Origin of the sequence: Pseudarthrobacter sp. fls2-241-R2A-127, assembly GCF_030209355.1 — a bacterium.
GTDB lineage: Bacteria > Actinomycetota > Actinomycetes > Actinomycetales > Micrococcaceae > Arthrobacter.
The window spans coordinates 47,520-68,903 of record NZ_JARVSF010000019.1 but is presented as its reverse complement, the minus strand read 5'-3'; the positions used below and the strand labels follow the sequence as shown (position 1 = coordinate 68,903).

The following is a 21,384-nucleotide window of genomic DNA, read 5'->3' as shown; positions in this document are numbered from 1 at the left end:
CGGCCCGGCTCAGTCCAGCAGCGCGCTCCAGTCCACGGGGCCGCTGGCTGCGGGCTTGGCCTTGGGCTGCCCCGTCCGTCCGGCGGTTCGGGGCTTGGCTTTGGCTGTCGCGTCCACGGGCGCCGGAATGGGCGGGCCCCAGGGCAGGGCGAAGGCCGGTACCAGCTCCCCCAGTTGTACGCCGTGCGGCGGTACCACCAGCACGCCGTCGGCGGCAGCAAGGCCCCGCATCATGCCGGGTCCTGTGTGCTGGGCGGGCGATGCCATGCCATACAACAGCCGGAACGGCATCAGCCGGGTGCGCCCGGGGTCCGGCTCGATCATGGTCCCGCACGGAACTTCCTGCACGGCGGGCATGGCGTCGTGGCCCAGCGCGGCGAGGAGCGGGGCGCCCACGGTGGACAGTGCCATCATGGCCGCGAGCGGGTTGCCCGGGAGGCCCAAGACAAAGCGGCCGTCCGGAAGTTCGGCAAGGACGGCGGGGTGCCCGGGACGCATGGCCACGCCGTCGATGACCAGCCGCCCGCCGAGTTCAGCCACGGCACGCCGGAAGTGGTCGGTTCCGGAGCGCCCGGTTCCTCCGGTGGTGATGACGACGTCGGCAGGCAGGTCCGGCGCGTCCGTCACCTCAGGCACATCATCTTCGAGCGCGGCGAGCCACTCCCCGTAGGAGTCCCCGATCCGCTGCTGACCGCCCGGTATGCCACCCAGCATGGCGATGACGCCCTGCAACTGCGGGCCGAAGGTATCGCGCACCTGGCCGGGATCCGGGGTGCCTTCTTCGACTACCTCCGAACCTGTCAGGACCAGGCGCACCACGGGCTTTCCCTGGACGTGGAGTTCATCATGGCCGGCCAGTGCGGCAAGTGCCAGGTGTGCGGGATTGAGGTCCACCCCGGCTTTGACCAGGACGTCCCCCTCCAGGGCTTCCTCGCCCGCCTTCCGGATGTGTTCGCCGGCGCGGGGTTCCCCGGGGCGCGCCTTTCCACCGGTCGTCAGCAGCGGGAGGCCTTCGTCGTCCGTGGCCAGGACCGCGTTCTCGGTCCTGAGGACCGCCTTGCCGCCGGCCGGGATCAGGCCTCCGGTGACGATGATGCTTGCCTGGTGCGGGGCCAGGCGGTTTCCCGGGTCAACGGGAATCCACGGGCCGCTGCCGTTGACCGCCCAGCCGTCCATGGCTGAGGACGCGTAGTGCGGCATGTCGTGGAATGCCAGGATGTCCTGGTCGAGCCTGCGGCCGAGGGCCAGGCGCAACGGCACCGGCCCTGGCGGGATCGGGGTGGCGGCATCGAACGCAGCCTGCCGGGCTTCTTCCCAGGTGTGCGCCAGGTGGTGGTGCCCGTGGCCTGTTTCAGCCGCGTCCGGCTCCGCGGACTCCGGCCCGGTTTTTGCGGGCCCAGGTATCCCCTGTGGTGCTTCCGGGCCGTTGGCGGGTGGGACCTCCGGCCAGTCGCGGAGTTCTGCAGTCATTCGCCGGGGGTCCCGGCGGCAGCTTCATTGTCGTAGTCGGCAGCCAGGGAGCGGGCCACGGCCATAGCCGCATCCATGGACTCGCTGTCCATCTCCCTGCCGGGCGCGGCCGCCAGGCCGGCGGCGAAGCCTGCGATGAAGGTGGTGAGTGGAGCGGCCGGACGGACGACGGCGTGGGCAGCGACGCCGGCAAGGGACAGCACTGCGTTCACGTCCACCTGGACGTCCTCCAGCTTGTACGCCTGGAGCAGGGCCCTGCACCATTCCTCGAGCGTTTCGTCCTGGCTTTTCACGACTTGCCTCCCACGTTGACTCCGCACGTTTTGGTCAAAGTCTTCACGCTGGCTCCCGGCGGCGATCCCCAGCGCGGCAGCATCATCCCACGTATCCACATCGGCAGTGGACCCGGCAGGGACTGTGACAAGCTGCACGTCCAGATTAGCAAGGAGAGCCCGCACGGAACCGTTGACCAGGGCATTCCGGCCGGCCAACTCGCTACACGATCTTTTTAACTCACTAGTGTCATATATTCCCGCCAGCGGCTGTTCCCTCCCGTCGGCGGAGCGGGCCATGGCACCCCTGTCACCGCCGGCAGCTGCCACCGCTTCCCGCAGCATCGCCACTGCCTGGGTTGCCAGCGGCATGTCGCAGGCAAGAACCAAGGTGAAGGGCGCGCCTCCCCCGTGCTTGGCAAGGGAATCGAGGCCGGCCGAAATGCCGGCTGCGGGACCGGCAAACGCAGGCTCCTCCCGGCAGGACAGTACGCCGGGCGGCAGGGAGTGGGCGGGACCGGACGTTTCGGAGGATGCTTCGCCGCTGCCGGGGGCAACATCACCAACCACCACGGTGTGGCGGGCACCGGAAGCGGCCTGGAGGGTCCATTCCAGGAGGGTTCGTCCCCGGAGGACCAGCGATTGCTTGGGCACGCCGCCCAGCCGTGATGACCGACCGCCCGCCAGGATCAGGGCATCAAAGATCAACGGGTCCGGTTGCACCCACCCAGCCTAGCGAACAGCAACCTGCCCAGCGGACGTTTATCAGGCTGCACGCTCGGGAAGGAGGAACGGGTCCCAGGCGGGGGTTGGCTTCTCCAGCTCCTTGATTTGCCAGATGGTTCCGTGCGGCGGCTCCGGCACGAACCGCAGGGTCCATCCCATCTCGGCCGGGGTGTGGTCACCCTTGACGTTATTGCACCGCAGGCAGGCAGCCACGAGGTTCTCCCAGGAATCGGCCCCACCCCGCGATTTGGGGTGGACATGGTCGATTGTGTGCGCTGCTTTGCCGCAATATGCACACTTATGCCCGTCACGCCGGAGCACGCCACGGCGGCTGACCGCCGTTGAGTGGTTGTACCGGGGGCGGATGTAGCGGTTCAGGAGGATCACGGACGGGCGGCCCAGGACGTCGGTGGGGCCAACCACGGGGTCGTCCCCCTCGGCCACCACACTCGCCTTGCCTGTAAGCACAAGTACCAGCGCCCGGCGGAAGGTGATAACCGCCAGCGGTTCATATCCAGCATTCAGAACGAGAGTGCGCATGCACGTACCTCTTCACGGCCGCACCCGTCAGGGGCACGAGGGCCGGCTGCCCTCGGCATGTCCGGGCTATGGATCGACACCACAAGAGTAAACAGAGAAAAGCAATATGAGGTAATCGGCACACGCGAAAACCGGTTCCCCGCCCCGGCGCCGGGGATTGGATGCAGCGAATGGCAAGAGTTAAACAGGAAAAGACCCCCGCCGCAGAGGCAGGGGTCTTTCCGGGCAAAGCTTCTGCGCCGCCGATGGCAGCTGGCAGTAGTACTTAGCGGACGCGGATGGCAACCGGGCCGGAGCCGACGTTGGCGCTGAACACCACCGTGTCGTTGCCGTTGAAACCGCCGTGGACGGCCATGCCGTTACCGGCGTAGACAGCGATGTGGGCCATTCCTCCACCGCCATCGGCGTAGTACAGCAGGTCGCCGGGCTGGGCCTGGGACATGGGCACGGTGTCACCCAGTGACAGGTAGCCGGCGGGCCAGTCGTGGAAGTGGATGCCCACGGCGGCCAGTGCGTTGGTGACCAGCATGGTGCAGTCCTGGTGTACGCCGAGCTGCGCGTAGGCAGCGGACAGGATGGCAGCGCCCTTTCCGCTGGCGGAAACCTGGGCGGCCGGAGCAGCCGTGGCAGCGGCGGTGGCAACCTTGGCGGTGACCTTGGGGGCGGCGACGGTCTGGGCAACGGGAGCCGGCGCGGCTTCCTGCACGGCGACCTCGGGCACGGGCGCCGGAGCCGGGGTGGTGGTGACGGCGGGCTTCTCGAAGCTGATGGCGATGGTGGAAGCCGCGGAGATCGGAGCGTCTACGGCTGATTCAACTTCCATCGCCGACGCCGGAGCGGAGTCGCGCTTGACGTTGGTGTCGGCGGCGTTTGCTGCGATGCCGCTGGTCAGGACCAGGCCGGAAGCTGCGGCGATTACTGCAGCCTGGCGGCCCATGCCACCGGCGTTGTCGCTGACAGCCTTGGCAATGATTGCGATTGAGTTGGTTTTGGTGACCTCGGCGCGGTGCCGTGCGGTAGCACGAGTCGTCATCAGTTCTCTCTTTCGTTTTCCTCTGGACCGCGGTGGCCTGTCCGAGGGGGTTCGATGCGCCGGCATCTTGGGGGTACGCCGGCGCATCCCGAACGGGGATGTGGTTTCTAGCGAAAAAGCTTTGGGCAAAGAAATAGCCCTTGGACCTTGGAGCCCAAGAACTACTTATTCAGGTGGTAGTACGTGGAAGTACCGGTGGCTGCAGGCGAGTGGAGCATGGTTCCCTGCGAGGGGTTGAGGGCGCTGATCATCATGCCGTTGCCGACGTAGATGCCAACGTGTGCGCCGCCGTTCTGGACCACGAGGTCACCGGGCTGCGGGGTGGAGGTGGGCGTCATGATGCTCCACGCGTTCGTGCGGGGGATGCTGATCCCGGCCTGGGCGTAGACCCACTGGACGAATCCGGAGCAGTCCCAGCCGTTGGGAGTGGTGCCGCCCCACACGTAGGGGTGGCCAATGCCGGTGTAGGCGATCGCAGCGATGCCCGAGGTGGCGGCGGAAGAAACGGCCTCCACCGCCTGCCCGGCCGTGGACGCCTCCTGGCCGGCAGCATTGGCGGTGCGGTCCGCCGGCGCGGTGGACTGGGTGCGTACCGTTTCAACCTTCGGGGCGGCGGTGGTCTTGACCGCCGGGCGCTCAAAGGAAACGGTGGCCGTGGGGGCTGCGGTGACAGCAAGGGCGGTCTGCGACGAACCGGACTCCGTGGAGGCCGAGATACCAGCGGTGGTGTCCGCTGCGTTGGCCGGCAGGCCCATGCTCAGGATGAGGCCCGAAGCGGCCGCCACAACGGCAGCCTGGCGCCCCACGGTCCCGGCGTTGGCGCTCACGGCCTTGGACACGGCGTCCAAGGGGTTGGCGCGAACCGTTTGCGCACGGTGGCGCGCAGAATTATGGCGTGAAGACACGAAGGTAGCCTCTCCCAATGCCTGCGAGGTGAGCTGTCGGATTCGGATGGGAGTCACCCGGCCACTTCGCTTCCTGGGAAGCTCGTGACTTAACCCCAAGGCCTTCCGGACTGCAGAAGGCCAAAATTGGTTCCCCCGCCCCTGCCAGACGATGAAATGCGAACGGACCTTGAGCGGTGGCAGAGTTAGGCAATCCACTCAAGAGCGTCAACTTCGGAAAAGTTGACGCAAGTTAGACGGTACAGCAGTTTTGCTTCAATGTCACATTCAGGTCACGGCAGGTCACTGCGATCTGAGAGTGCGCAATCATACGGTTACAGCCAGCCCATCGGATCGACAACCTCGCCGTTGACCTGCACTTCAAAGTGCAGATGGCAGCCGGTGGATGCGCCGGTGGTCCCGCTCAGCGCCACTACCTCGCCACGGGAGACGGTTTGTCCCACTTTGACGTTGAAGGACGACAGGTGGTTGTAGGTGGTCTCCAGGCCGTTGCCGTGGTCGATCACCACCCGGTTTCCACCGCCGAACTGGTGCCAGCCGGCGAAGGTCACGGTTCCCGTTGCGGCAGCCAGGACGGGCGTCCCGCACTGCGCCACGAAGTCCTGTCCGCGGTGGAAGTCTCCGGTGCCGCCGGTGATGGGGCTGACCCGGTAGCCGAAGGGTGACGCGGTCACGAGGGACGCCAGCGGGGCGGCCAGCGTGCCGGCGGAAGCGGCCCGGGAGACCGATCCGGCCGACTGGGCACTCAGCAGCTGCTTCAGCTTCCCATCGGGGTCTGCCTGCGTCACGACGGCCGAGCGGCTGAAGTCGATCTGGGCCCCCACATCGGCGGAAATCTGGGGCTGAGGGCTTACCGCAGAAACAGCCTGGGGTCCTCCGCCGGTCCCATCTGTCGCCATGACGGGACTGGTGGCGGGCATGGTCACCGTCAGGACCAAACCGGTGGCGGCAAGGGCGATGCCGGCCTTCTGGCCGATGCCGCTGGCCGCAGCAAAGTCGGTGATTTGCCGGAACGGGCCCCGGCGGCGGCGCGCATCCCGCTGCGGGTCGCGGGGGCGCCCGGCGGCGGCGGCTTCGACAACCCGGGGTGCCTCAGGGGGGCCGGCCGCGCGACGGCGGCCCCGGGAGGTCTGCATGGTCAAGAAGGGTTCCTCTCTGGAATAGCCTGCGGAGTTAGCTGTCGGATTCGGGTCAGAGAGATCAAAGACCCGGCCCGTCACGGGCAAACTTCTGCGCAGGGGTATTCCCGGAAGAATCCTTCACTGGAGAGGCTTGCTGCTGACGGACTTCACCCCAAGGCAGTCCCCCGCTGCCGGTTGTGGTTCCCCCGCCTCTGCCAGTAACGACTCGTACACCTGGCCCGCTGGCAGAGCTCGGCTCCGGATCAGGTAACACTTAAGTATCAACGCTGGATCCCACTATAGGGGCTTAAGACCCTTGGTAACAATTCCGTTATCTTTGTCTGGAAACCCTTGGGTGGGGTATGGAAAGCCGGCGTCAGGCCTGGTTCACGGCGACGAAAACGTGCGCGGCTACCTCAGGCGGAAGCTCCAGCGCTCCCTCGATTCCTGCCACCCGTACCGAGATATAGTCACCCACCCGTTCCAGTGACACAGCAGCGCCGGGCCGGATCCCGCCTTCGTCGAGCTGGGTCAGCAGTTCCGGCTCCACCTGGATCGGTTCGGCCAGCCGGCTGATGGTTACTGCGGACGCGGGCCCGTAGGCCTTCATGGCCTCCACCAGGCTGATGGCGCCGTCGCCGAATCCGGCCCCGGACTGCCCGCCCAAGGCAGCAAGGCCCGGGATGGGGTTGCCGTAGGGCGACTCTGTGGGGTGGTCCAGCAACTCGTAAATGCGCCGCTCCACCCGCTCGCTCATGACGTGTTCCCAGCGGCAGGCCTCGTCATGGACGTAGGCCCAGTCCAGGCCAATTACGTCGGCAAGCAGCCGCTCGGCCAACCGGTGCTTGCGCATGACCTCCGTGGCCCGCTTACGGCCCGTATCGGTGAGTTCCAGGTGCCGGTCACCGGAAACGACAACCAAGCCATCGCGCTCCATCCGGCCGATAGTCTGGGAAACGGTAGGCCCCGAGTGGCGCAGGCGTTCGGCGATACGGGCCCGGAGGGCAACGATGTTCTCTTCCTCAAGCTCCAGGATGGTCCTGAGGTACATCTCCGTAGTGTCGATCAGATCCGTCATCCAGCTCAGCTCCTCGAGCGCAGTACCTTGCGTTGTCCCACCGTATCGCCTCTTCCCGCGACCTAGTCCGGGAAGAAGTTTATCCTATTTTGATTTAGTCCGAATAGGCTGCGCCGCAGGCGGCGTCTCATTGGCTGGACATTGGCGCAGCCCGCTCCCGCCACCCCGTGCGCTTCAGGCAGAATTGGTGGAGGTCTGCACTGCAGCCATGGCCGGCTCCCGGCCACCCACCACCCGGACCACAGCTTTCGTCCCTGCCGAATGGAGCACCTGTGAGCGACACCAGCATCACGATTCCCGCCAACCTCCTGCCCCAGGACGGGCGGTTCGGGGCCGGCCCCTCAAAGGTCCGGCAGGAGCAGATTGATGCCTTGTCCGCCGCATCGAAGACCATCCTTGGCACGTCCCACCGGCAGGCCCCCGTAAAGAACCTGGTGGGCTCCGTCCGCGAAGGACTCAGCCAGTTCTTCCGTGCCCCCGAGGGGTACGAAGTAGTCCTCGGCGTCGGCGGCTCCACTGCATTCTGGGACATCGCCAGCTTCGGCCTCGTGTCGAAGAAAGCCCAGCACCTGTCCTTCGGCGAGTTCGGCTCCAAGTTTGCCTCCGCCACCAACAAAGCGCCGTTCCTGGAAGCTTCCTCGATCATCAAGTCCGAGCCGGGTACCTGCCCGGCAGCGCAGGCTGAAGCCGGCGTGGACGTCTATGCCTGGCCGCAGAATGAGACCTCCACGGGCGTCGCCGCCCCGGTCAAGCGGGTGCCGGGAGCGGACCAGGACTCCCTGGTCCTGGTGGACGCGACCTCCGCCGCAGGCGGCCTGGACGTAGACGTTGCCGAAAGCGACGTCTACTACTTCGCCCCGCAGAAGAATTTCGCTTCCGACGGCGGCCTCTGGCTTGGCCTTTTCTCCCCTGCCGCCCTGGAACGTGCTGCCGGCATCAAGGCAAGCGGCCGCTGGATCCCGGACTTCCTGGACCTCCAGACGGCCATCGACAACTCCCGCCTGAACCAGACGTACAACACCCCGTCGCTGTCCACCCTGGTAACCCTGGATGCGCAGGTCCAGTGGCTGAACGCCAACGGCGGCCTGGACTTCGCGTCCGCCCGCACCGCCGATTCCGCCGGCCGCATCTACAGCTGGGCCGAGGCCTCGGAGTTCGCCACCCCGTTCGTGGCCAACCCGGAGGAGCGCTCCAACGTCATCGCCACCATCGACTTTGACGAGTCGGTGGACGCGTCAACGGTGGCGAAGGTCCTGCGCGCCAACGGCATCGTGGACACCGAGCCCTACCGGAAGCTGGGCCGCAACCAACTGCGCATCGCCACCTTCGTGGCCATCGAGCCCAGCGACGTCTCGGCGCTGCTGTCCAGCATCGACTACGTGGTGGGCGAGCTCCGCAAGTAGGCCCGGCACCAACACTAAAGGCGCCGCCCGGATTACCCGGGCGGCGCCTTTAGTGTGTGGCTGGAAGTTCCTGGCTAGTCTTCAGGCTGCGCGTCGTCGTCGGCCGGCCCGTCATCCCCGGTCCCCTGTTCCCCTGCGGGCGGCTCGTCCTGCCGTGCCGGTTCAGGTTCCTGCTGCTGCTCGTCTTCGGGCCGCACGCGTTCGGCCCACGGCACCCACTCCGGAGCGAGGATCGACTCCTCGGACGGCAGCAGGCCCAGCTCATTGACGGTAACCACCTTGGAGCGGGAGTTGCGCGTCAGCACCGCATACCACTGCCAGCCGCCGTACCCGGCCAGCCGGGACTCGAACAAGTGCGTGACCAACCGGTCACCCTCGCTCTTGGCACCCAGGTGCCGCCCGATGGTGCCGGCCGGCGTGATGCCCTCCACCGCGGTCCGGGCAGCATCAACAGCGGCAGCGAGGAACGCGTCCGGCTTACCCGTCCGCCATACCGGCACCCCGGGCTTGCGCTTTGGCGCAGCCTTGGCAGCCTGCTCCTGCGGGGCGATGCCCGGTTGTTCAGCTTGGGGGTTCATCGGCGCCTAGACGTCCAGCTCGTCGGCAACCTTGCGCAGGGCGGCGGCAATTGCCTTGCCCTTGTTGCCGTCCGGGTACTTGCCCTTGGAAAGCGTCCCGGACAGGTTGTCCAGAACGGTCACCAGATCCTGCACCAGTGGCGCGAGGTCCTTGGCGCTGGGACGCTTGGCCTTGGCAATGGACGGGGTCTTGTCCAGCACCCGCAGGCCCAGCGCCTGGGCGCCCTTGCGGCCGTCCGCGACGCCAAACTCCACGCGGGTGCCGGCTTTGAGCTCCGTTACACCCTCGGGCAACGACGACTTCGGCAGGAAGACCTCCTGGCCGTCCTCGCCCGCGAGGAACCCAAAGCCCTTGTCCTTGTCATACCACTTGACCTTGCCGGTAGGCACGTAATCAACCTTCTTCGTTCTGCTGTCATGAGACACGGCCAGATGCCACCGCATCCGCAGTGTTGTGCGGGTTCAAGGTATGGCGCCTGCAAACCGTGTTGGTCTGTATGCTTCAAGGTTATCCTGCCGCATGCCCTAATCACGCTTCCGGCGGCACTGTTCCGCCCCGGGCGCAAGCCCCGGGCTTTAGCGGCACGCCGGACGCCGCTGTAGCGTTACCTCCATGACACCCTTGCGTTTCCGCCGGCCCCTGATGGTGCTCGCAGCCGTTATTGCCCTGCTCTCCCTGGTAGCTGTGGGAACGGTCATGGCGCTTGCCTTCGCGGGGTCCGTCGCTCCCACCTGGGTAACCTACTCAGCTCTGTACGGCCTGCCGGCGGCCTTCATCCTGATGCTGCTGCTGGTCCTCGATGGCGTGGCCGCCCGGCGGCGGGCGGGAAGGCGGGACGCGCGGTAACGTTGGACTGATGTCCCTCATTCGTGCGCTCGGCAAGGACCTGGAGGCACGCAGCGACGACTCGTTGCGGGCGCTGTTCGCCGCGCGGCCGGACCTGATCTCACCCTCCGTTCCGGATTTCGCGGCGCTGGCGGCGCGGGCCAGCTCGCGGGTCAGCGTCCAGCGGGCCCTTGAACGGCTCAACCGGCCCCAGATGCAGGTGCTCGAGACCCTGCATCTGTGCACCAATACCGACACCGGCCACAGCGCGTCCGCGGAAGGCCTGCAAAAACTGATCCGGGGTTCGTCCCTGGCCACCGTCCAGCAAATCCTGGGAACCCTGCAGGAACTTGCCCTGGTGCACCCGGCCGCACCACCACACGGCGCACCGCCCGCAGCGTCCGGAGAATCGTTCTTCCTCCCGGCGGGCGCCCTCAACGACGTGGTGGGAATCTACCCGGCCGGCCTGGGCCGCAGCTACACGGAACTGGTGCGCCTCCAACCGGCGTTCGCCCAGCGGGCAGTGCCGCTGGTCACCGAATTGCATCGCAGCGGCTTCGCCATCCAGGAGGCCACCACCCCGATGGAAGCGGCACTGGCACTCCAGCACTGGACATCATCCCCGGAGTCACTCAAGGACATCCTCGCCGGCGCCCCGGAACGGACGACGGCGCTGCTCGCCAGGTTCCGGAACTGGGCCATGGGTGCCGTCCCCCAGGCGCAACGGAAGGCCTCGGTCCTGACGGAACCGGCCGACGTCGGCCCGGTGGACTGGCTCCTTGCCCGCGGACTGCTGGTCCCGCTGGACGCCGCGCACGTCGAGTTGCCGCACAGTGTGGGGCTGGCGCTCCGCGGCGGTGCCATCATCGACGACTTCACCCTTGCGCCACCGGTTCCGGAGCTTGGCCGGACCACTGCTGCGTTGCGAAGGAACGCTGCCCTGAGCGCGATTTCGGAAACCCTGCGGCTTGTTTCCGAACTGCTGCATGCCGTCCGGGAACAGCCGCTGGCCACCCTGCGCAGCGGCGGGGTGGGAGTGCGGGAAATGCGCCGCCTCTCCGAACAGCTGCGGACCGACCAGGGCGCGGTGGGACGGCTGCTGGAACTGGCCGGGCTGGCCGGCCTGATCCGCCTTGACGTCGATTCCTCGTCCTGGGTGCAGCCGCCCCAGCTGGAGTGGCTTGTCCTGCCCAGGCAGGAACAATGGCTGTGGCTGGTCAACGCCTGGCTTGCCAGTGAGCGCGTCCCCTCAATGGTGGGCCAACCATCCAGCACGTCGCCCGGTACGCCGGCCGCCAGGTCTGCGTCCGGCACCACCATCGCAGCGTTGTCCGCCGGGGCGCAGCGGCCCGATGCCCCGGTGGTCCGTAAACGCATCCTGGAAATCCTGCATGAACTGACGTGCGAGGCATCCGCTCCGGACGGCACTGCACCAATACTCGATGCCGCCGCGGTCCTGCAGCGGGCGGAATGGTCACAACCGCGGATGGCCAGGCGGTTCAGTTCCCTGATCCGCGGCGTCCTGGCCGAGGCCGAGCTGCTGGGCCTCGTGGGGTCCGGCGCGCTGAGCCAGCTGGGAAGCGCGTACGCCGAAGACCATCCCGACGCCGCCCTTGCCATCCTGGGCGAGCACCTCCCGGCGGCCCTGAACCATGTACTGCTCCAAGCGGACCTGACCGCCGTCGCGCCCGGCTACCTGGCCCCCGCGCTCACCGAAAAACTGCTGGTGATGGCCGATGCCGAGGGGCAGGGACCGGCCACCATTTACCGGTTCTCCGCCGAGTCCATCAAACGGGCACTCGACGACGGCTACGACGCCCCCGCCCTGCTGCGCTTCCTGCGCGAACACTCGGCCACCGCCGTGCCGCAACCGTTGGAGTACCTGGTGGAAGACACCGCCTCGCGGCACGGCCGGCTGCGCGTGGGGCAGGCCACGAGCTTCATCCAAAGCGACGATGAGGCGATGCTCGCCCAACTGCTGGCCGGGCCGAAAGCAGTCCAGCTTGGGCTGGTCAGGCTTGCTCCCACCGTCGTGGCGTCGTCGGCTCCACAGCGCGACGTAGCCGCCGCGCTCCGCAGCCTGGGCCTCTCCCCCGCCGTGGACGGCACCGAACCTGCCGCCCATCTCCGCCGCGCTGCCTCACCGCCTGAAAACCTCCGGCCCGTCTATACCGCACCGCGGCTGGCACCCGCGGCAGAGGATGTGGACGCCCAGCTGCACCTCCTGCGCCAGGCGCGTGACGCCGTCGGCCACTCCCCGGGACCTGCAACGGGCAGCGAAACCGCCACGCAGCTGGGCCTGGAAGCGCTGCAGCGGGCCATCCGGCTGAAGCAGCGGATCCACATGAACGTGGTGGACAGCCTGGGGAATGCCAGCACTGAAGTGGTTGTTCCGCTGTCTGTCAGCGGTGGCCGGGTCCGCGTTTTCGATCCCGCCAAGGAAACTGAACGGGTCCTGTCCGTCCACCGCATCATCGATATCGAAGCCGCCGAGGAACTGCGGCAGTAAAGGATTACCCCGCGTGACCGACGGACCCCTGATCGTCCAGAGCGACAAGACCATCCTCCTCGAAGTGGACCACGAGCTGGCCACCGAGGCGCGGCACGCCATCGCGCCGTTCGCGGAGCTGGAGCGGGCCCCCGAGCACATGCACAGCTACCGGCTGACCCCGTTGGGCCTGTGGAACGCCCGCGCCGCCGGGCTGGACGCGGAAAAGGTGCTGGACGCACTCCTTAAATACTCCCGTTTTCCCGTGCCGCATTCGCTCCTGGTGGACGTGGCCGAAACCATGTCCCGGTACGGCCGGCTGCGCCTGGAAAAGGACCCGCGCCACGGGCTGGTGATGCGGACCGATGACTACCCCGTGCTCGAGGAAGTCATCAGGGCCAAGAAGATCGCGCCGCTGCTGGGGCCGCGGATCGACGGCGAAACGGTGGTAGTGCACGCTTCCCAGCGCGGCCAGCTCAAGCAGCTGCTGCTGAAGATCGGCTGGCCGGCGGAGGACCTGGCCGGCTACGTGGACGGCACCCCGCACCTGATATCACTCAACGAGGACGGCTGGCAGCTGCGCCCCTACCAGCGCCTGGCCAGCGAAAACTTCTGGGCTGGCGGCAGCGGTGTGGTGGTACTGCCCTGCGGTGCCGGCAAGACGCTGGTGGGGGCCGCCGCGATGGCCACCGGCTCCACCACCACGCTCATCCTGGTCACAAACACCGTTGCCGCCCGGCAGTGGAAGGACGAACTCATCAGGCGCACCTCCCTCACCGAAGAAGAGGTCGGCGAATACTCGGGCGCCTTGAAGGAAGTCCGGCCCGTAACCATTGCCACCTACCAGGTGCTCACCACCAAGCGCGGCGGCATCTACCCGCACCTGGAACTGGTGGACGGCCACGACTGGGGGCTGATCATCTACGACGAGGTCCACCTCCTGCCGGCACCGATCTTCAGGATGACCGCCGACCTCCAGGCCCGCCGCCGCCTTGGCCTGACGGCCACCCTGGTCCGGGAGGACGGCCGCGAAGGCGAGGTTTTCAGCCTGATCGGGCCCAAACGCTATGACGCGCCCTGGAAGGACATCGAGTCGCAGGGCTACATCGCCCCGGCGGACTGCGTGGAGGTGCGCGTCGACCTGCCGCAGGACGAACGGGTTGCTTACGCCATGGCCGAGGACGCCGACAAGTACCGGCTGTGCGCCACCTCCGAGTCGAAGACGCGGGTGGTGGAGCAGTTGGTGGCACGCCACGCCGGTGAGCAGCTGCTGGTGATCGGCCAGTACATCGACCAGCTGGACGAACTCGGCGAGCGCCTGCAGGCACCCGTAATCAAGGGCGACACCCCCGTGAAGGCCCGCCAGAAACTCTTTGACGCATTCCGTGCCGGTGAGCTGCAGACCCTGGTGGTGTCCAAGGTGGCCAACTTCTCGATCGACCTGCCCGAAGCCTCGGTGGCCATCCAGGTCTCAGGCTCCTTCGGGTCCAGGCAAGAAGAGGCACAGCGGCTGGGGCGCCTCCTGCGGCCCAAAAAGGACGGCCGGGCTGCACGGTTCTACTCACTGGTGGCCCGGGACACCCTGGACCAGGAGTTCGCGGCCAAGCGCCAGCGGTTCCTGGCCGAACAGGGGTACGCCTACCGGATCATGGACGCCAAGGACGTGGAGGCCGCCGGATAGGGTCCGGCAGCCCCCCACACTGTCAGCTCACGCCATACGAGCTGTCGCGTTCCATGGTTCCGGTCCGCGGATCGAACTGCGGACGCTCGTAGGCAAGTTCGCCGCCGCTGCGGCCGCCGTAAGGGCGGCCGTGGTCTGCGAACTCTTCCCGGAAGAACGCCAGGCACCACTGGCCCATCTGCATCCGGGCGCCGGTCCTGAGCAGGGAAGGGCCGCTGGTGGCAACGCTTCCGCTGACGGGGCCGTGCGGCACCAGGACATACTCGTCCTGCTCGTCGTGCCTGATCTCGGCGTGCAGCCCCTCCAGGCCTTCGAGCCGGATATCGGACCCCGGGTTGCTTCCGATCGTGGTGACCTCGCCCGACAAGGCCACCTCACGGGGGATCTGGCCTGTCCAGGTGGTGGCGTCCTGCACGAAGATCAGCCGTGGCCGCCCGCTCCCCCTGGTGTAGTGGGTGGTGGTGATGCGGCGGGGAATACGCCGCCTCACCGTGGGGAGCAGGGGCAAAGGTGTGGCAGGCGGCAACAGTGGAATGCCCTTTGGCCGGCGCCGTCCCTGCCGGAGCAGCGGCAGGAGGTTACCGAGCTTCCCCAGCTTGATATGCGGGGACCTGGTGACCAGCCGCTGCGATGCGGGACTGTCCACTGCTCCCAGGCTGATGAGGTTTCCGTCCGGACCGGAGACGTGGACACGGATGCCTTTCCGTGCCAGGACCTCGGCGAAGGGCTTCACCTCGTCCAGGGAGGGCAGTCCGCCTCCTGCCAACGGGGCCAGGTCCGCGAGCGACACCGTCACCTCCGTGCCGGCCGCGGTGGCAGTTCCCCGGGTGACTGCCCCGGACTCATCCGAGAAGGAGAAGTCCAGGTCCACGTCCAACCGGTACTCAGCCATGGCGTTCAGCCACGGTTCAGATCGGATCCGGCGGCATCCTTGTCGCTGGTGGTGACCCGCAGGCTGCCGTTGAGCTTCCAGGTGGCCCGCGGCGCATCAGGACCAATATCGCGGGGCACCTCGATGGTCATGTCCACGAACTGGTAGTTGATGGCGGCACCCTTGCCGGTGAGGTAGGACCACATTTCCTCCGCCAGGTCCGCCCAGTCGCGGATGCTGCGGTCCTTGGTTGTGGTGTTTTCAGATGCGCTCAGATCAGTCATGATGGTCAATCCCTTCACATGGGCCAGGAGCGATGGAGTCCGGGAATCAACACTGTATTCCCGCGCCCCTGACGGCGGAAGGGATGGGACGATGAACGTTCTCACCCTGATTTCGGTTCCCGCCGCCATGCGCCGCAAGCCACGGATTGGGGGGACACTGGATGCATGAGCATGCGCATTATTCCCGCCGTCCCCGGGCCCGGCCAGGAATCGGTCTGGGAGTACCCCCGCCCGCCGCGGATCGAACCCAGTACCGAACGGATAAGGATCGTCCTGGGCGGTGAGCTGATCGCCGACACCACCGATTCGCTGCGTGTCCTCGAGACCAGCCACCCGCCGGTCTATTACCTGCCGAGGTCTGCGTTCGTGCCGGGGTCGCTGGAGCCGGCGGCCGGCAGCAGTTTTTGTGAGTTCAAGGGCTCGGCTGAGTACCTGACCGTCCACGGCGGCGGGGTGGAAGCCGACGGGGCCGCCTGGTCCTATCCCGAACCGTCGTCCGGATTCGAGGCCCTGGCAGGCTGGGTGGCCGTCTACGCGGGCAGGATGGATTACTGCGAGGTGGACGGTGAACGCGTGCTTCCGCAGCCCGGCCGCTTCTACGGCGGCTGGATTACCCAGCGGATCGTCGGGCCCTTCAAAGGAGAGCCGGGAACGATGGGCTGGTGACCATAAGCCCACCACCATCATGCTCACAACGAATATCCAGACAACTCCCAGAGACTGGGAGCATGATGGGAGCATGAACAAGAACGGTCCCGAAGCCAGGCTGCTCGTCGTCGATGATGAACCCAACATCCGCGAGCTTCTCTCCACGTCCCTCCGGTTCGCAGGCTTTGAAGTTGTCTCCGCAGCCAACGGGCGCGACGCCCTGGCTGCCGCGGACACCCAGGCGCCCGATCTGGCGGTCTTGGACGTCATGCTCCCGGATATGGACGGGTTCACCGTTACCCGCCGCCTGCGCGCCGCCGGAAAGCACTTCCCGGTCCTTTTCCTGACAGCGAAGGACGACACGGAAGACAAAGTCACCGGCCTGACGGTGGGCGGCGACGACTACGTCACCAAGCCGTTCAGCCTGGACGAGGTAGTGGCCCGGATCCGCGCCGTGCTGCGCCGGACCCAGCCACTGCTGGATGACGACGCGATCATCCGTGTTGACGACCTTGAGCTCGACGACGACGCACACGAGGTACGCCGCGGCGGCACGGTCATTGAGCTCTCCCCCACCGAGTTCAAACTCCTGCGCTACCTCATGCTCAACCCCAACCGGGTCCTGTCCAAGTCCCAGATCCTGGACCACGTGTGGGAATACAACTTCAACGGCGATGCGTCCATCGTGGAGTCCTACATTTCCTACCTCCGGCGGAAGGTGGACATCGACCCCGAAGCCCCGGCCCTGATCCAGACCAAGCGCGGCGTGGGCTATGTGCTGCGGACGGCTGAAAAGCGCTGACCTTGCTGAAGCGGTGGAAGTCGGCCTCGCTCAGGTCACAGCTGGTGGCCATGATCATGGCCCTGCTGATCGTGGCCCTGACGGTGACCGGAGCCGTCACCCTGACGTTGCTGCACAGCTACCTCCAGGGCCAGGTGGACGACAAACTGAACGCCGCCGTCGACTCTGCCCGGCAACAGCGCTCGTTTACGCAGCTGCAGGCGCCCAGTCCCATTCCCACCGACTATTCGCTGATGCTTTTCGCCCCGGGCGAGCAACCGTACACGTTCGGCGGCGACCCGGACGACCACCCGGACATCGCGTCCATGACCGTGGACCAGGCCCAGGCCCGGGGACTTGCCCCGTTCCAGGTGCGCGGCACGGACGGGCAAAGCTGGCGGGTGGTGGCGGTGACCGTCCAGAACGGCCAGACGACCGCCGTGGTGGTCATCGGGCTTCCCCTGGCGAGCGTCGACGATGTCCTCAAGCACGCCACGCTGGTGGTTACGGGGGTGGGACTGCTGACGCTGCTGCTCGCGTCCCTGATCGCAAGCTGGACGGTGTCCCGTTCATTCCGGCCCTTGGCCCGGGTGGAGAAGACGGCGGCCGCCATTGCAGCCGGTGACCTGTCCCGCCGTGTTGAGGTGGAGAATCCGGCCACCGAGCTGGGACGGCTGAGCAGTTCGCTCAACGCGATGCTCGCGCATATTGAGACCGCGTTTGCGGCACGCACCGCATCCGAGGCCAGGATGCGCCGCTTTGCCGCGGACGCCTCCCATGAGCTGCGGACACCGCTGGTGACTATCCGCGGCTTCTCCGAGCTGTACCGCCATGGTGCCTTGTCCACGGACGAGGACGTGGCCACCGCGATGGGCCGGATCGAAAGCGAAGCCAAGCGCATGGGTTCCATGGTTGAGGACCTCCTCCTGCTGGCCCGCCTGGATGAGCAGCGGCCGCTGCAGCAAAAGCCAGTGGACCTGCAGTTGATCGCGCACGACGCCATGGTGGACACCCAGGCCAGCGACCGCTCCAGGACCATTTCACTGGCGGGCCTCGACGGCGGCCCGGCAAGGCCTGCCCCGGTCCTCGGAGACGAGGCCAAGCTGCGCCAGGTGGTGGGCAACCTCGTGGGCAACGCGTTGCGTTATACCCCGGAGGGCAGCCCCATCGAGCTGGCCGTGGGAGTCCGCGGCACGGATGGCGAGGCGCGCTCCATCATCGAGGTACGTGACCATGGACCCGGCATTTCGGAAGAGGACGCGGCCAAGGTCTTCGAACGCTTCTACCGGGCCGATACCTCCCGGACCCGGGAGACGGGCGGCAGCGGCCTGGGCCTGGCCATCGTAGCGGCCATCGTTGGCTCGCATGGCGGTTCGGTGCGGGTGGAGAAGACCGACGGCGGCGGGGCCACGTTGGTGGTCAGCCTGCCGCACCGTAATGAAATCCCCACAGCGGACGTTGCGGACAGCGAGGACGCGGACGGCGGCACCGACCAGTCCGCCGCCGGCAGCGGCAGCTCGGTTATCCACATATAGACCTCAGGCCATGGCTCTGCCCGGAACGGCTTCATAGGCTCATTCCAGCAGCCCGGAACCGCCGGGCCGGAGGCGTCTCCGCCGTACCGAAAGGCATAGCCATGAGCATCATTTCCGTTGATACCGAGCTACTTCAGCTGAAATCCGCCAACGTACAGTCCACTGTGGACAGGATCAGCGCCGACGTGCAGGCCATGAAGCGCGGCCTCGACGAGCTGCAGGGCTCGTGGTGCGGCTCGGCAGCCACCAACTTCCAGGCGCTCGTCACCGAATGGACCATCACCCAAGGCCGGGTGGAGGCGTCGCTGGCCTCCATCAACGCGGCCCTGGCCTCCGCAGCGGCCACGTATGCCCAGGCCGAGCAGGGCAACGCGCAGCGATTCAGCTAAGGGGTCAGGCTTCCGGAGTTCCTTGATGGAACCGCAGCCGCCAACGTTCGCCGTCGAGGACCCATAAGGAGCTTCGCAGCGTGGTGCCGGCGCGGGCAAAGCTCCGGTACGTCAGCAGGACGGCGCCGGCACCGATACGCTCAGCGCCCAGAACTTCGATGTCGGTCCGTTCACCGGGGTCCTCTTCGAGGGCCATCATCATGGCGTCCCGGGTCCACATTCGTCCGGAGCTGCCGATCTCCATGAAATCCGGATGGAGGAGGACGGCGGTCCTGCCAATGTCACCGCGCACCAGAGGGCCCAGCAGCTCACGTTCGAGTTGCTCAACCAGGGCCTCGGGCGCGACCGCTCCGGCCTGCTGGGCTGCCTGGGCAACCTCCTGCGCTTCGGTATCCAACTCACTGAACAGGTCTAATTCGTCATAAGCCGATACCGGTTCAGGCATGGCCTGCGGGTTTCTGGATTCCGCTGCAGGCACCCTTTGGCCGGCCGCTGCCGGCCGCGTGTCCGGGCGGGCGGGGCCCGCATCGGGGCGGCCTGTGGCAGCCGCCGAACGGGCGGGTGCGGTGGCGGGGATGTCGAGGGTTGCCGGCTGCAGGCCATTGCCGGACCGCGCCTCAAAGCTGCGCCCCGACGCGCCCGGATGGTGCGCCCCCGGGAACCCGGGCCCGGAGCGTGCGGCCACACCCTGCTGGTAGGCGGTTGCCGCGGCCCGGGCGCGTTCATCGGCGGCCTCGTTCAGGCTGTGGCCGGCATGGCCCTTGACCCACTCGAAAGTGTAGGTCCGGCCCGCCAGTTCGCGGTCCAGTTCCTTCAGCAGTTCTACGTTCAGGACTGGTTTCCCGTCCGCCTTGCGCCACCCTTTGCGCTTCCAACCAGGCATCCATTTGGTGATGGAATTGATCACGTACTGGCTGTCGCAGAGGATGCGCAGGTCCTCCCCGGGAAGATGCGCGGTGGCGCGCAGCAGATCCAGGACAGCCATCAGCTCTCCCTGATTATTGGTCCCGTGGGGCCACCCGCCGGCCCGCCAGCAATTGTCATCCACGTACCAGGCCCAGCCGGCAGGGCCCGGGTTTCCCAAGGCCGAACCGTCAGCCGCTGCAGTAATCGTCACCGGTCCATCCTGCCAGAAGCCAACGACAATGGGCTGCGCCCGCCGCGGCACAGCATGCCCGGCTGTCCGCCGCACGGTGCACCGCGCCAGGTTGCCGTGCCCCGGGCCGCCCGGAACACCATCTCGGAAAACGTTTACCGAAGTGCTTGACTCCCACCTCCCAGTCACGAAACAATCGCAGAATCACGGTGAGAAAGCGTTTTCTCGCTGGGTGCCGTCCCCGCGATGATGTGGGGCGACCCAGCGATACCACTCTGGAAGGAACATCAATGACGATTCCAATCATGACCCGGCGCAGTTTCCAGCTCGGCGCCGCCGCCTTGGCCATATCCCTGCTGACCACGGGCTGCGGCGCACCCGGCGGTTCGGGAGACAACGGGCAAGTGACACTGCGGTTCGCGTGGTGGGGCAACGAATACCTGAACGCCCAGACCAATAAGGTCATTGCCGCGTTCGAAGCGTCACATCCGAACATCAAGATCAAGGCCGAGCCGGGCGAATGGGCCGGCTATTGGGACAAACTGGCAACCAAGACAGCCGCCAATGATGCGCCCGACGTCATCCAGATGGACCAAAAGTACATCGCCGAGTACGGCGGCCGCGGGGCCCTGATGGACCTGTCAAAGCAAAGCAGCATCGACACCTCCAAGCTGGACCCGGAGGCCCTTGCCTCCGGCCGGTACGACGACGCCCAGTACGGTCTCAGTACTGGCCGGAACGCCTATGTGATCATGGCCAACACCAAGGTGTTCGAGGCGGCAGGCGTTCCGCTGCCGGACGACAAGACGTGGACGTGGAAGGACTTCGCGGATACCGCAGCGAAGATCAGCGCTGCCAGTGGCGGAAAGAGCTATGGCGCCGCCTACGGCAGCAATGAGGCAGATTTGATCATCTGGCTCCGCCAGCACGGACAGGACCTGTACTCAAGTGATGGCGGACTCGGTTTCGAAACGGCCACCGCCGCGTCCTTCTGGGAACGGCTCAAGGACCAGCGGGATTCGAAAGCCAGTCCGCCCGCCACCGTCGCCACCGAAGACGCCGGCGCGGGTCTGGAGGAAAGCCTGTTCGGCACCAACCGGGTGGCCATGGCCTGGTGGTGGACCAACCAGCTGGGCTCCCTGGAGTCCACCACGGGCAGCAACATCAAGATGCTGCGCGCCCCAAGCGTCAGCGGCTCATCGGCCGGTAACGGCATGTACTACAAGCCCACCATGTTCTGGTCCGCATCGTCCCGCTCGAAGCACCCGCAACAGGCTGCCGAATTCATCGACTTCCTTACGAACAGTCCGGAGGCCGGCGGCATCCTGATGACGGACCGGGGCGTGCCCACCAACAGCGGGATCGTCGCGGACATTACTCCTTCGCTCAAGCCGGCTGACACCACGGTAGTGGGCTTCCTCAAGGACATAGCGCCTGACATCAAGGGTGCACCCCCGGTCCCGCCGGTGGGTGCGGGAAGCGTCCAGAACGTCATCAAGCGTTATACGGACGAAGTGCTGTACGACCGCCTGACACCGCAGGCAGCCGCGGACGCCTTCAAGAAGGAAGTCGAAGGGATGCTGGCTTCCGCCAGGAAGTAGCCCCGGGAACATGAGAAATGCGGCCCCCTCCCAAGGAGGGGGCCGCATTTCATGTCAG

General features: G+C 66.7%; 21 protein-coding genes and 2 riboswitches. Of the genes, 9 read left to right on the top strand and 12 right to left on the bottom strand.

The genetic code is table 11. The features are described 5' to 3' along the window. Nucleotides 1–9 precede the first annotated feature (9 nt). The 7 genes from QRN53_RS13965 to QRN53_RS13935 form a co-directional block, all read right to left on the bottom strand. A complete protein-coding gene (locus QRN53_RS13965) occupies nt 10–1,470 on the bottom strand; it encodes a molybdopterin molybdotransferase MoeA (RefSeq protein WP_285244431.1) in 1,461 nt (486 codons plus the stop codon). After that, nucleotides 1,467–2,465 (bottom strand): NTP transferase domain-containing protein, encoded by a 999-nt coding sequence (locus tag QRN53_RS13960; RefSeq protein ID WP_285244430.1) that lies wholly within the window; start codon nt 2,463–2,465, stop codon nt 1,467–1,469. Before QRN53_RS13960 ends, QRN53_RS13965 begins: the two co-directional genes overlap by 4 nt. Nucleotides 2,466–2,507: 42 nt before the next feature. Beyond that, a complete protein-coding gene (locus QRN53_RS13955) occupies nt 2,508–3,008 on the bottom strand; it encodes an HNH endonuclease (RefSeq protein WP_056331149.1) in 501 nt (166 codons plus the stop codon). Between the two features lie 265 nt (nt 3,009–3,273). After that, nucleotides 3,274–4,041, bottom strand: a complete 768-nt coding sequence (locus QRN53_RS13950; protein ID WP_285244429.1) for an NlpC/P60 family protein — start codon at nt 4,039–4,041, stop codon at nt 3,274–3,276. 161 nt (nt 4,042–4,202) lie between these two features. After that, nucleotides 4,203–4,880, bottom strand: coding sequence for a C40 family peptidase (locus tag QRN53_RS13945; protein ID WP_285244518.1), 678 nt, complete (start codon nt 4,878–4,880; stop codon nt 4,203–4,205). A 70-nt stretch (nt 4,881–4,950) separates the two neighbouring features. Next, nucleotides 4,951–5,132, bottom strand: a riboswitch (cyclic di-AMP (ydaO/yuaA leader). Nucleotides 5,133–5,260: 128 nt separating this feature from the next. After that, on the bottom strand, nt 5,261–6,082 hold the full coding sequence (locus tag QRN53_RS13940; RefSeq protein WP_285244517.1) for a M23 family metallopeptidase: 822 nt from the start codon (nt 6,080–6,082) through the stop codon (nt 5,261–5,263). A 12-nt stretch (nt 6,083–6,094) separates the two neighbouring features. After that, nucleotides 6,095–6,325, bottom strand: a riboswitch (cyclic di-AMP (ydaO/yuaA leader). A gap of 118 nt (nt 6,326–6,443) precedes the next feature. After that, nucleotides 6,444–7,145 (bottom strand): iron-dependent transcriptional repressor DtxR, encoded by a 702-nt coding sequence (locus QRN53_RS13935; RefSeq protein WP_285244428.1) that lies wholly within the window; start codon nt 7,143–7,145, stop codon nt 6,444–6,446. Nucleotides 7,146–7,417: 272 nt separating this feature from the next. Between QRN53_RS13935 and serC the strand changes: the two genes are divergently transcribed. Continuing rightward, nucleotides 7,418–8,548: a phosphoserine transaminase gene (gene serC, locus QRN53_RS13930; RefSeq protein ID WP_285244427.1), complete on the top strand. Its 1,131-nt coding sequence runs from the start codon at nt 7,418–7,420 to the stop codon at nt 8,546–8,548. A gap of 74 nt (nt 8,549–8,622) precedes the next feature. Here serC and QRN53_RS13925 read toward each other — a convergent pair whose 3' ends face one another. Together QRN53_RS13925 and QRN53_RS13920 are read right to left on the bottom strand one after the other, a co-directional pair. Next, entirely contained in the window at nt 8,623–9,126 is a 504-nt protein-coding gene (locus tag QRN53_RS13925; RefSeq protein ID WP_285244426.1) for a DUF3027 domain-containing protein, read from the bottom strand. A 6-nt stretch (nt 9,127–9,132) separates the two neighbouring features. Continuing rightward, nucleotides 9,133–9,516, bottom strand: coding sequence for a cold-shock protein (locus QRN53_RS13920; RefSeq protein ID WP_018762148.1), 384 nt, complete (start codon nt 9,514–9,516; stop codon nt 9,133–9,135). A gap of 223 nt (nt 9,517–9,739) precedes the next feature. Here QRN53_RS13920 and QRN53_RS13915 point away from each other — a divergent pair, with 223 nt between their 5' ends. From QRN53_RS13915 to QRN53_RS13905, 3 genes are read left to right on the top strand one after another with little or no spacing between them, the layout of a single operon-like run. Further along, a complete protein-coding gene (locus tag QRN53_RS13915) occupies nt 9,740–9,973 on the top strand; it encodes a hypothetical protein (protein WP_285244425.1) in 234 nt (77 codons plus the stop codon). 10 nt (nt 9,974–9,983) lie between these two features. Further along, on the top strand, nt 9,984–12,461 hold the full coding sequence (locus QRN53_RS13910) for a helicase-associated domain-containing protein (protein WP_285244424.1): 2,478 nt from the start codon (nt 9,984–9,986) through the stop codon (nt 12,459–12,461). A gap of 13 nt (nt 12,462–12,474) precedes the next feature. Then, nucleotides 12,475–14,121, top strand: coding sequence for a DNA repair helicase XPB (locus QRN53_RS13905; RefSeq protein ID WP_285244423.1), 1,647 nt, complete (start codon nt 12,475–12,477; stop codon nt 14,119–14,121). 22 nt (nt 14,122–14,143) lie between these two features. Here QRN53_RS13905 and QRN53_RS13900 read toward each other — a convergent pair whose 3' ends face one another. After that, the gene (locus QRN53_RS13900) at nt 14,144–15,013 is read right to left on the bottom strand and encodes an FHA domain-containing protein (protein WP_285244422.1); all 870 of its coding nucleotides are present in this window, start codon (nt 15,011–15,013) and stop codon (nt 14,144–14,146) included. 5 nt (nt 15,014–15,018) lie between these two features. Next, nucleotides 15,019–15,276 carry a hypothetical protein gene (locus tag QRN53_RS13895; protein ID WP_285244421.1) on the bottom strand — a complete coding sequence of 86 codons (258 nt, stop codon included), beginning with the start codon at nt 15,274–15,276 and terminating at the stop codon, nt 15,019–15,021. 165 nt (nt 15,277–15,441) lie between these two features. Between QRN53_RS13895 and QRN53_RS13890 the strand changes: the two genes are divergently transcribed. From QRN53_RS13890 to QRN53_RS13875, 4 genes are all read left to right on the top strand, one after another. Then, on the top strand, nt 15,442–15,942 hold the full coding sequence (locus QRN53_RS13890) for a DUF427 domain-containing protein (protein ID WP_285244420.1): 501 nt from the start codon (nt 15,442–15,444) through the stop codon (nt 15,940–15,942). Between the two features lie 73 nt (nt 15,943–16,015). Beyond that, nucleotides 16,016–16,726, top strand: a complete 711-nt coding sequence (locus tag QRN53_RS13885; protein ID WP_018762141.1) for a response regulator transcription factor — start codon at nt 16,016–16,018, stop codon at nt 16,724–16,726. Nucleotides 16,727–16,728: 2 nt separating this feature from the next. Beyond that, nucleotides 16,729–18,240: a sensor histidine kinase gene (locus QRN53_RS13880; protein WP_285244419.1), complete on the top strand. Its 1,512-nt coding sequence runs from the start codon at nt 16,729–16,731 to the stop codon at nt 18,238–18,240. 101 nt (nt 18,241–18,341) lie between these two features. Further along, nucleotides 18,342–18,629, top strand: coding sequence for a WXG100 family type VII secretion target (locus QRN53_RS13875; RefSeq protein ID WP_285244418.1), 288 nt, complete (start codon nt 18,342–18,344; stop codon nt 18,627–18,629). Between the two features lie 4 nt (nt 18,630–18,633). On the opposite strand, the gene QRN53_RS13870 is transcribed toward QRN53_RS13875, so the two are convergent. Then, nucleotides 18,634–19,746, bottom strand: a complete 1,113-nt coding sequence (locus QRN53_RS13870; RefSeq protein ID WP_285244417.1) for a ribonuclease HI family protein — start codon at nt 19,744–19,746, stop codon at nt 18,634–18,636. A 269-nt stretch (nt 19,747–20,015) separates the two neighbouring features. Here QRN53_RS13870 and QRN53_RS13865 point away from each other — a divergent pair, with 269 nt between their 5' ends. After that, a complete protein-coding gene (locus QRN53_RS13865; protein ID WP_285244416.1) occupies nt 20,016–21,326 on the top strand; it encodes an ABC transporter substrate-binding protein in 1,311 nt (436 codons plus the stop codon). Nucleotides 21,327–21,384: the final 58 nt, after the last annotated feature.

Coding starts and splice junctions, on each gene's coding strand:
- QRN53_RS13890 (WP_285244420.1), top strand. CDS start 15,442: ATGAGCATGCGCATTATTCCCGCCGTCCCCGGGCCCGGCCAGGAATCG.
- QRN53_RS13895 (WP_285244421.1), bottom strand. CDS start 15,276: ATGACTGATCTGAGCGCATCTGAAAACACCACAACCAAGGACCGCAGC.
- QRN53_RS13940 (WP_285244517.1), bottom strand. CDS start 6,082: ATGCAGACCTCCCGGGGCCGCCGTCGCGCGGCCGGCCCCCCTGAGGCA.
- QRN53_RS13900 (WP_285244422.1), bottom strand. CDS start 15,013: ATGGCTGAGTACCGGTTGGACGTGGACCTGGACTTCTCCTTCTCGGAT.
- QRN53_RS13915 (WP_285244425.1), top strand. CDS start 9,740: ATGACACCCTTGCGTTTCCGCCGGCCCCTGATGGTGCTCGCAGCCGTT.
- QRN53_RS13955 (WP_056331149.1), bottom strand. CDS start 3,008: ATGCGCACTCTCGTTCTGAATGCTGGATATGAACCGCTGGCGGTTATC.
- QRN53_RS13950 (WP_285244429.1), bottom strand. CDS start 4,041: ATGACGACTCGTGCTACCGCACGGCACCGCGCCGAGGTCACCAAAACC.
- QRN53_RS13865 (WP_285244416.1), top strand. CDS start 20,016: ATGACGATTCCAATCATGACCCGGCGCAGTTTCCAGCTCGGCGCCGCC.
- QRN53_RS13965 (WP_285244431.1), bottom strand. CDS start 1,470: ATGACTGCAGAACTCCGCGACTGGCCGGAGGTCCCACCCGCCAACGGC.
- QRN53_RS13885 (WP_018762141.1), top strand. CDS start 16,016: ATGAACAAGAACGGTCCCGAAGCCAGGCTGCTCGTCGTCGATGATGAA.
- QRN53_RS13935 (WP_285244428.1), bottom strand. CDS start 7,145: ATGACGGATCTGATCGACACTACGGAGATGTACCTCAGGACCATCCTG.
- QRN53_RS13875 (WP_285244418.1), top strand. CDS start 18,342: ATGAGCATCATTTCCGTTGATACCGAGCTACTTCAGCTGAAATCCGCC.
- QRN53_RS13910 (WP_285244424.1), top strand. CDS start 9,984: ATGTCCCTCATTCGTGCGCTCGGCAAGGACCTGGAGGCACGCAGCGAC.
- QRN53_RS13925 (WP_285244426.1), bottom strand. CDS start 9,126: ATGAACCCCCAAGCTGAACAACCGGGCATCGCCCCGCAGGAGCAGGCT.